Raw genomic sequence first — 221 nt, 5'->3', positions numbered from 1 at the left:
GGGGATGTGAAGGATGTGGGTGTTGGGGGGGTTGGAGGAGGAGGAGGTGGAGGAGACGGTGGAGGAGTTGGAGGAGGGGGATGTGATGATGGTGTGAGGAGGGAGGGCGGATGGGAATGGTGGAGTAGTTGGGGGTGGGAGGGGGAGGGGTGGGTGGGGAGAGGAGAGGAGATCGTGGAGGGGGTGAGGTGAGACAACGTGCGAAGAAGTGGAAAGAAATT

General features: G+C 61.1%; 1 pseudogene. It reads left to right on the top strand.

What is annotated here, in order from left to right:
• Positions 1–192, top strand: a pseudogene (locus FS507_RS20195) (hypothetical protein); the annotation flags it as partial.
• Positions 193–221: the final 29 nt, after the last annotated feature.

Origin of the sequence: Corynebacterium glyciniphilum AJ 3170 (assembly GCF_007673095.1) — a bacterium.
Taxonomy (GTDB): domain Bacteria; phylum Actinomycetota; class Actinomycetes; order Mycobacteriales; family Mycobacteriaceae; genus Corynebacterium.
Note: the sequence above shows the minus strand (reverse complement) of the source record. Positions and strands in the feature narration are given on the sequence as shown.